This window comes from Streptomyces sp. NPDC048523 (assembly GCF_043199815.1).
Classification (GTDB): Bacteria; Actinomycetota; Actinomycetes; order Streptomycetales; family Streptomycetaceae; genus Streptomyces.
On the sequence record NZ_JBICWQ010000005.1, the window covers coordinates 780,753 to 786,956 of the forward strand.

Annotated in this window: 7 protein-coding genes; 6 read left to right on the top strand and 1 reads right to left on the bottom strand. The window is 70.1% G+C overall.

Annotated features, from left to right (window positions below; all coding sequences use genetic code 11):
• Positions 1 to 41 precede the first annotated feature (41 nt).
• The 6 genes from ACGFWE_RS29245 to proC all read left to right on the top strand — a co-directional run bounded on the left by ACGFWE_RS29245 (position 42) and on the right by proC (position 4,507).
• The gene (locus ACGFWE_RS29245) at positions 42 to 350 is read left to right on the top strand and encodes an SH3 domain-containing protein (RefSeq protein WP_352388085.1); all 309 of its coding nucleotides are present in this window, start codon (positions 42 to 44) and stop codon (positions 348 to 350) included.
• 44 nt (positions 351 to 394) lie between these two features.
• Positions 395 to 904: an EamA/RhaT family transporter gene (locus ACGFWE_RS29250; protein ID WP_352388004.1), complete on the top strand. Its 510-nt coding sequence runs from the start codon at positions 395 to 397 to the stop codon at positions 902 to 904.
• A 235-nt stretch (positions 905 to 1,139) separates the two neighbouring features.
• Complete coding sequence (locus tag ACGFWE_RS29255; protein ID WP_393602765.1) at positions 1,140 to 1,919, top strand: class I SAM-dependent methyltransferase; 780 nt, start codon at positions 1,140 to 1,142, stop codon at positions 1,917 to 1,919.
• 53 nt (positions 1,920 to 1,972) lie between these two features.
• Entirely contained in the window at positions 1,973 to 2,797 is an 825-nt protein-coding gene (locus ACGFWE_RS29260) for an ABC transporter ATP-binding protein (protein ID WP_393602767.1), read from the top strand.
• Positions 2,794 to 3,579: an ABC transporter permease gene (locus tag ACGFWE_RS29265; RefSeq protein ID WP_352388010.1), complete on the top strand. Its 786-nt coding sequence runs from the start codon at positions 2,794 to 2,796 to the stop codon at positions 3,577 to 3,579. Before ACGFWE_RS29260 ends, ACGFWE_RS29265 begins: the two co-directional genes overlap by 4 nt.
• 115 nt (positions 3,580 to 3,694) lie before the next feature.
• Entirely contained in the window at positions 3,695 to 4,507 is an 813-nt protein-coding gene (gene proC / locus ACGFWE_RS29270; protein ID WP_352388012.1) for a pyrroline-5-carboxylate reductase, read from the top strand.
• A 78-nt stretch (positions 4,508 to 4,585) separates the two neighbouring features.
• Here proC and trpS read toward each other — a convergent pair whose 3' ends face one another.
• The gene (gene trpS / locus ACGFWE_RS29275; protein WP_393602770.1) at positions 4,586 to 5,653 is read right to left on the bottom strand and encodes a tryptophan--tRNA ligase; all 1,068 of its coding nucleotides are present in this window, start codon (positions 5,651 to 5,653) and stop codon (positions 4,586 to 4,588) included.
• Positions 5,654 to 6,204 lie beyond the last annotated feature (551 nt).

Genomic DNA, 6,204 nt, shown 5'->3' on the forward strand with positions numbered 1-6,204 from the left:
CTGGGGGGATCCTCATGACATCCCTGAAACGCAGATCCGGCATGCTCCTGGCCCTCGCCGGCGCCTTCCTCATGGTGGGTGCCGCCCACGCCGAGGCGGCCATTCACTACTACGACGTCGCCCCGGATCTCCGACTGAACGTCCGCCGTGGACCCGGCACGCAGTACGGCATCGTCCGCGTCCTGCCCGAGGGCGCGAAGGTGGCGATCTACTGCCAGACGCCGGGCGAGACGGTGTCGGGCTACTACGGCACGTCGAACATCTGGGACAACATCGCCAATGGCGAGTTCGTCTCGGACACCAACGTCAATACCGGCCGCGACGGCTACGTGGCATCGCGCTGCGGCTGATCCCCGAAGGGAGCCCGCCCCCGTCCCGGAGCCATAATCGTCCCGTGAGCGACGAATCCGGCACCCAGGACATCCCCGCGGGCTCCCCAGAGGGCGGCCCCCGCCCCGAACCCCTCCGCCTCTTCGGCACGACCTGGGTGCACCACGACAACGGCTACGCCCTCCGCCGCGTCGGCGCAGCAGCAGGCTCACTCGCCGCCGCCGTCGCCTCCTGCCTGATCCTCCGCTTCGCCTACGAGGGCCTCCAGATCGCCGACACCGGCAGCTTCGTGACCGTCCTCGTCATCGCGATGTTCGCGATCTGCAGCGCGCTGGCCTTCCGCAACACCTGGGACGGCTTCGGCAACCGCCCCGACCCCGACCGCCAAGCCTCCCTCCGCGGCCTCCTGGCCATCGGGTTCGTCGGGTCCCTCCTCGCGTACTTCTTCCGCTCCCTCACGGAGGCGCCGGGCGAGAAACTGCACCGGCGGGAGTACGAGGCCGCACGCAGGGAGCACGAGCAGCGCGGTGCTCGTCGCACGGGCAACCCCTCGAAGAAGAAGCGCCGCCGCTGAGATCCGGACCGGGAGCGGGGCCGAGAGCCCGGCTGAGATCCGGGCCCAGAGCCGGGCGGAGATCCGCGCCGAGATCAGTCGGCAGTTCCAGCGCCCCGCGCCCCAGCCCCCCATCACCGCTGGACGGCTGGCCCACGCCGCGGAGCCGCCCATCCCGCAACTCCGGTCCCTCTCCTACCGGTTCTCTCACCGTAAACTCACCGCGCCCCGATCCGCGTCCGGCCACCATGGCCTCATGGCCGCTTCCTTCCACAGCACCCGAGCCCACTCCTTCAACGCCGCCGCAGCCCAGTACGCCGCCAACCGCCCCTCCTACCCGCCCGCCCTCTTCGACGCGATCGAGGAACTCGCCGGGCACCCTCTCACCGGCGCCCGGGTCGCCGACGTAGGAGCCGGCACCGGGATAGCGACCGCGCTGCTGCACGCCCGAGGCGCCCAGGTCGTCGCGGTCGAACCCGGAGACGGCATGGCCGAGCAGTTCCGTCGCACCCACCCCGGCATCCCGATCATCAGGGGCGACGGCAACGACCTCCCCCTCCTCACGGACTCCGCCGATCTCCTCACCTACGCCCAGTCCTGGCACTGGACCGACCCCGCCCGCGCGGTCCCGGAAGCCCGCCGCGTGCTGCGGCCGGGCGGTGCGCTGGCCCTGTGGTGGAACACCTACGCCCTCGACGTCCCCTGGATCGCCGGTCAGGTCGACCGGGTCGCCGAGCACTTCAAGGACTACGGTGCCCACCCGGCCGTCGAGGTGAACGGCAACGGAGCGCGGTCCGCCCTGGCCGACCCCAGCGGCCGCCTGGACTTCGCCCACCGAGTGGTCCGCTGGAGCCGCCGCGTGCCCGTCGACACCCACCTCGCCAACATCGGCAGCCACTCGCTGTTCCTGGTCGCCGGTGAGGAACACGCGAGCGCCTTCCTCACCGAGGAGCGCAGGATCCTGCTGGAACAGTTCCCCGACGGAACCGTCGAGGAGACCTACGACGTCGAGCTGCTGGTCGCCCTCAACACCTGACCCAGCACCGGGACCGCTTGACGGCCCGGACCCGCCCGAGGATTATTCATCGCATGATGAATAAAGAGCCCGGGCCATCCGCCGACCCCACGGACGAAGGGCCCGCCAGCCCCGCCACCCCCGCCGTCCACGCCGACGGCCTCACCGTCGTCCGAGGCCCCCGCACCGTCCTGCGCGACCTCGCCTTCGACGTCCCACGCGGCCAGATCACCGGCCTCCTCGGCCCCTCGGGCTGCGGCAAGTCCACCCTGATGCGCTCGATCGTCGGCACCCAGGCCAAGGTCACCGGCACCCTCGACGTCCTCGGCCGGCCCGCGGGCCACCCCGCCCTGCGCACCCGCATCGGCTACGTCACCCAGGCCCCCTCCGTCTACGACGACCTGACCGTCCGCCAGAACCTCGACTACTTCGCCGCGATCCTCGCCCCCGGCCGCGCCGCCGCCGACCGCCGCCAATCCGACGTCACCCGAGCCATCGACGACGTCGACCTCACCACCCACGCCGACTCCCTCGTCGGCAACCTCTCCGGCGGCCAGCGCAGCCGCGTCTCCCTCGCCGTCGCTCTGCTCGGCACCCCCGAACTCCTCGTCCTCGACGAACCCACCGTCGGTCTCGACCCCGTCCTGCGCCGCGACCTGTGGAACCTCTTCCACGACATCGCCGCCCGCCGCGGCGCCACCCTCCTCATCTCCTCCCACGTCATGGACGAGGCCGAGCGCTGCCACCGCCTCCTCCTGATGCGCGAGGGCCGGATCCTCGCCGACGACACCCCCGAAGCCCTCCGCACGCGCACCCACTCCGACACGGTCGAGGAGGCCTTCCTCCACCTGGTCGACCAGGCCGTCGAGGCAAGCCGCACCAAGGAGCACACGCGATGACCACGACCACCCCGACCGGTCTCGCGCCAGCCCCCACCAGCGCCCTGAGCCTGTCCCGCACCACCGCCACCGCGGCCCGGGTCCTGCGCCAGCTCCGCCACGACCCCCGCACCATCGCGATGATGATCCTGATCCCGTGCCTGATGCTGCTCCTGCTGCGCTACGTCTTCGACGGCAGCCCGCGCACCTTCGACAGCATCGGCGCCTCCCTCCTCGGGATCTTCCCGCTGATCACGATGTTCCTGGTCACCTCCATCGCCACCCTGCGCGAACGCACCTCCGGCACCCTCGAACGCCTCCTCGCCATGCCGCTCGGCAAAGGCGACCTCATCGCCGGCTACGCCCTCGCCTTCGGCGCTCTCGCGATCATCCAGTCCACCCTCGCGACCGGCCTGGCCGTCTGGTTCCTCGGTCTCGACGTCATCGGCAGCCCCTGGCTCCTGCTGCTGGTCGCCCTGCTCGACGCTCTGCTCGGCACCGCCCTCGGCCTGTTCGTCTCCGCCTTCGCGGCCTCCGAATTCCAGGCCGTCCAGTTCATGCCGGCCGTGATCTTCCCCCAACTCCTCCTCTGCGGCCTCTTCACCCCGCGCGACGACATGCACCCCGTCCTGGAGACCCTCTCCGACGTCCTGCCCATGTCCTACGCCGTCGACGGCATGAACGAGGTCCTCAGGCACACGGACATGACAGCGACCTTCGTCCGCGACGCACTGATCGTGGCGGGCTGCGCACTGCTGGTCCTGGGACTGGGAGCGGCGACACTGAGGCGCAGGACCGAATAGGACCGCACCACAAGGGGCAGCCGCCCCTCCCACACAGAGCAGCAACCCCCGGACCCATGTCCCGCCCACCGGACACCCACCCTGCCCGCCGCACCCCGGTGCCAGACTGAACCGCATGAGCCAGAAAGTCGCAGTCCTCGGCACCGGCAAGATCGGCGAAGCCCTGCTCAGCGGAATGATCCGCGCCGGCTGGGCCCCGGCCGACCTCCTGGTCACCGCCCGCCGCCCCGAGCGAGCCGAAGAACTCCGCAATCGCTACGGAGTCGCCCCGGTCACCAACCCGGAAGCCGCGAAGACCGCCGACACCCTGATCCTCACGGTCAAACCGCAGGACATGGGCACCCTCCTCGACGAACTCGCCCCGCACGTCCCGGCCGACCGCCTGGTCATCAGCGGCGCCGCCGGCATCCCCACCTCCTTCTTCGAGGAGCGCCTCGCCACCGGCACCCCCGTCGTCCGCGTCATGACCAACACTCCCGCCCTGGTCGACGAGGCCATGTCCGTCATCTCCGCCGGCACCCACGCCACCGCAGACCACCTCGCCCACACCGAGGAGATCTTCGGCGCCGTCGGCAAGACGCTCCGCGTCCCCGAGTCCCAGCAGGACGCCTGCACCGCCCTCTCCGGCTCCGGACCGGCCTACTTCTTCTACCTGGTCGAAGCCATGACCGACGCCGGCATCCTGCTCGGCCTGCCCCGCGACAAGGCCCACGACCTGATCGTCCAGTCCGCGATCGGCGCCGCCACGATGCTCCGCGACAGCGGCGAACACCCGGTGAAGCTCCGCGAGAACGTCACTTCCCCCGCGGGCACCACCATCAACGCCATCCGCGAACTCGAGAACCACGGCGTACGCGCCGCCCTCATCGCCGCCCTCGAAGCCGCCCGCGACCGCAGCCGCGCCCTGGCCTCCGGCAAGAAGGACTGACCCCCCACCGGGGGCGGCCACCCCGCAGCGGCCACCACGTCCTTCGTGGCCACCACGCGAACGAAGCCGCCCCCGTGCCTACCGAGCAGCGTTCAGCACGACACCCCCATCGAGCGCGCCGGTATCCACAGCAGCCGTATCCGAAGCCGAAGCGGCCGGAAGCAGCCCGATCGCGCGATAAGCGGCATCCACGGTCGGCCGGGCCATCGCCCGAGCCCTCTCCGCGCCATCCCGCAGCACCCCCTCCACATAGCCAGGATCCGCGCACAACTCCTTGTGCCTCTCCTGCACGGGCCTCAAGACCTCGACCACGGCCTCGGCGGTGTCCTTCTTCAAGGCGCCGTACGACTCATATACACCGCTCAGCTCCGATGGGTTCCCACCCGTGCAGGACGCGAGGATCTCCAACAGATTCGCCGGCCCCGGCCGGGCCTCCCGGTCGTACACGACGTCCCGCCCGCTGTCGGTCACGGCCCGCATGACCTTCTTCCGCACGGCGTCCGGTTCGTCGAGCAGATAGACGATCCCCGGCCCCGAGTCGTCGGACTTCCCCATCTTCGACGTCGGCTCCTGGAGGTTCATGACCCGCGCACCCACCTTCGGCACGGTGGCCCGGGGCACCACGAACGTGTAGCCGTACCGCTGGTTGAACCGCACCGCCAGATCGCGCGTCAGCTCCACGTGCTGCGCCTGGTCGTCCCCGACCGGCACCTCGTCGGCCCCGTACGCCAGGATGTCCGCGGCCATCAGCACCGGATACGTGAGCAGCGAGAGCCGCACACTCCCGCCCCGCGCCCGCTCCCGAGCCGCCTTCTCCTTGTACTGGATCATGCGCCGCATCTCACCGTCCGTGGCCACACACTCCAGTACGTACGACAGCCGCGCGTGCTCGTCCACATGACTCTGCACGAACACGGTGCACGCCTCGGGGTCCAGCCCCGACGCCAGCAACAGCGTCGCCGCCTGCCGACTCAGCCGACGCACCCGCGCCGGATCGTGGTCGACGGTCAGGGCATGCAGGTCGACGATGCAGAACAGCGATTCCGCCCGGTGCTGGTCGACCGTGGCCCACTGCCGCATGGCTCCCAGATAGTTCCCCAGCGTCAGATGCCCCGTCGGCTTGACCCCGCTGAAGACCCGCGTCATCTCTCCACCTCCTGGTCGAGACCGCCGCTCCTGGCGGCCGACCCTCAGGAGTCCTGGAGGGAGATACGCGAACGGCCGCCGAGGCGGCGGCCGTTGAGTGCATACGTGCTCACGGCCGCCGTCAGGCGGCCCACCACTGCTGGGTGCACGTACGCGTTGTCATGCCTGCCAGCGTACGCCGCAGAGGAGCCGTCCGGACCTGAGTTGACACTCCCCAGCCCCGTACGTAGTGTTCTCCGAGTTGTCCGACGTGAGCGCCGACCCCGGTCGGTCCCCGGACAGCCATTCCGCAGGTACCAGCCAACAAACGACGACAGTCGATCTGTCTGCCGTCGCTGTATTGGCGTGCGTATTCGCGAAATGAGGAATCCACGTTCGAAAGGACGGTGGCCCCCGATTAGCTCGGGAGCCGGGAATCCGCTAAAGTCTCACTCGTCGGAACGGCCCAACAGCCGAGAAGACAAGCCCCCTGACTGGGAATCAGGCCCGAAAGGATCTGATAGAGTCGGAACCGCCGGAAAGGGAAACGCGAGAGCGGGAACCTGGAAAGC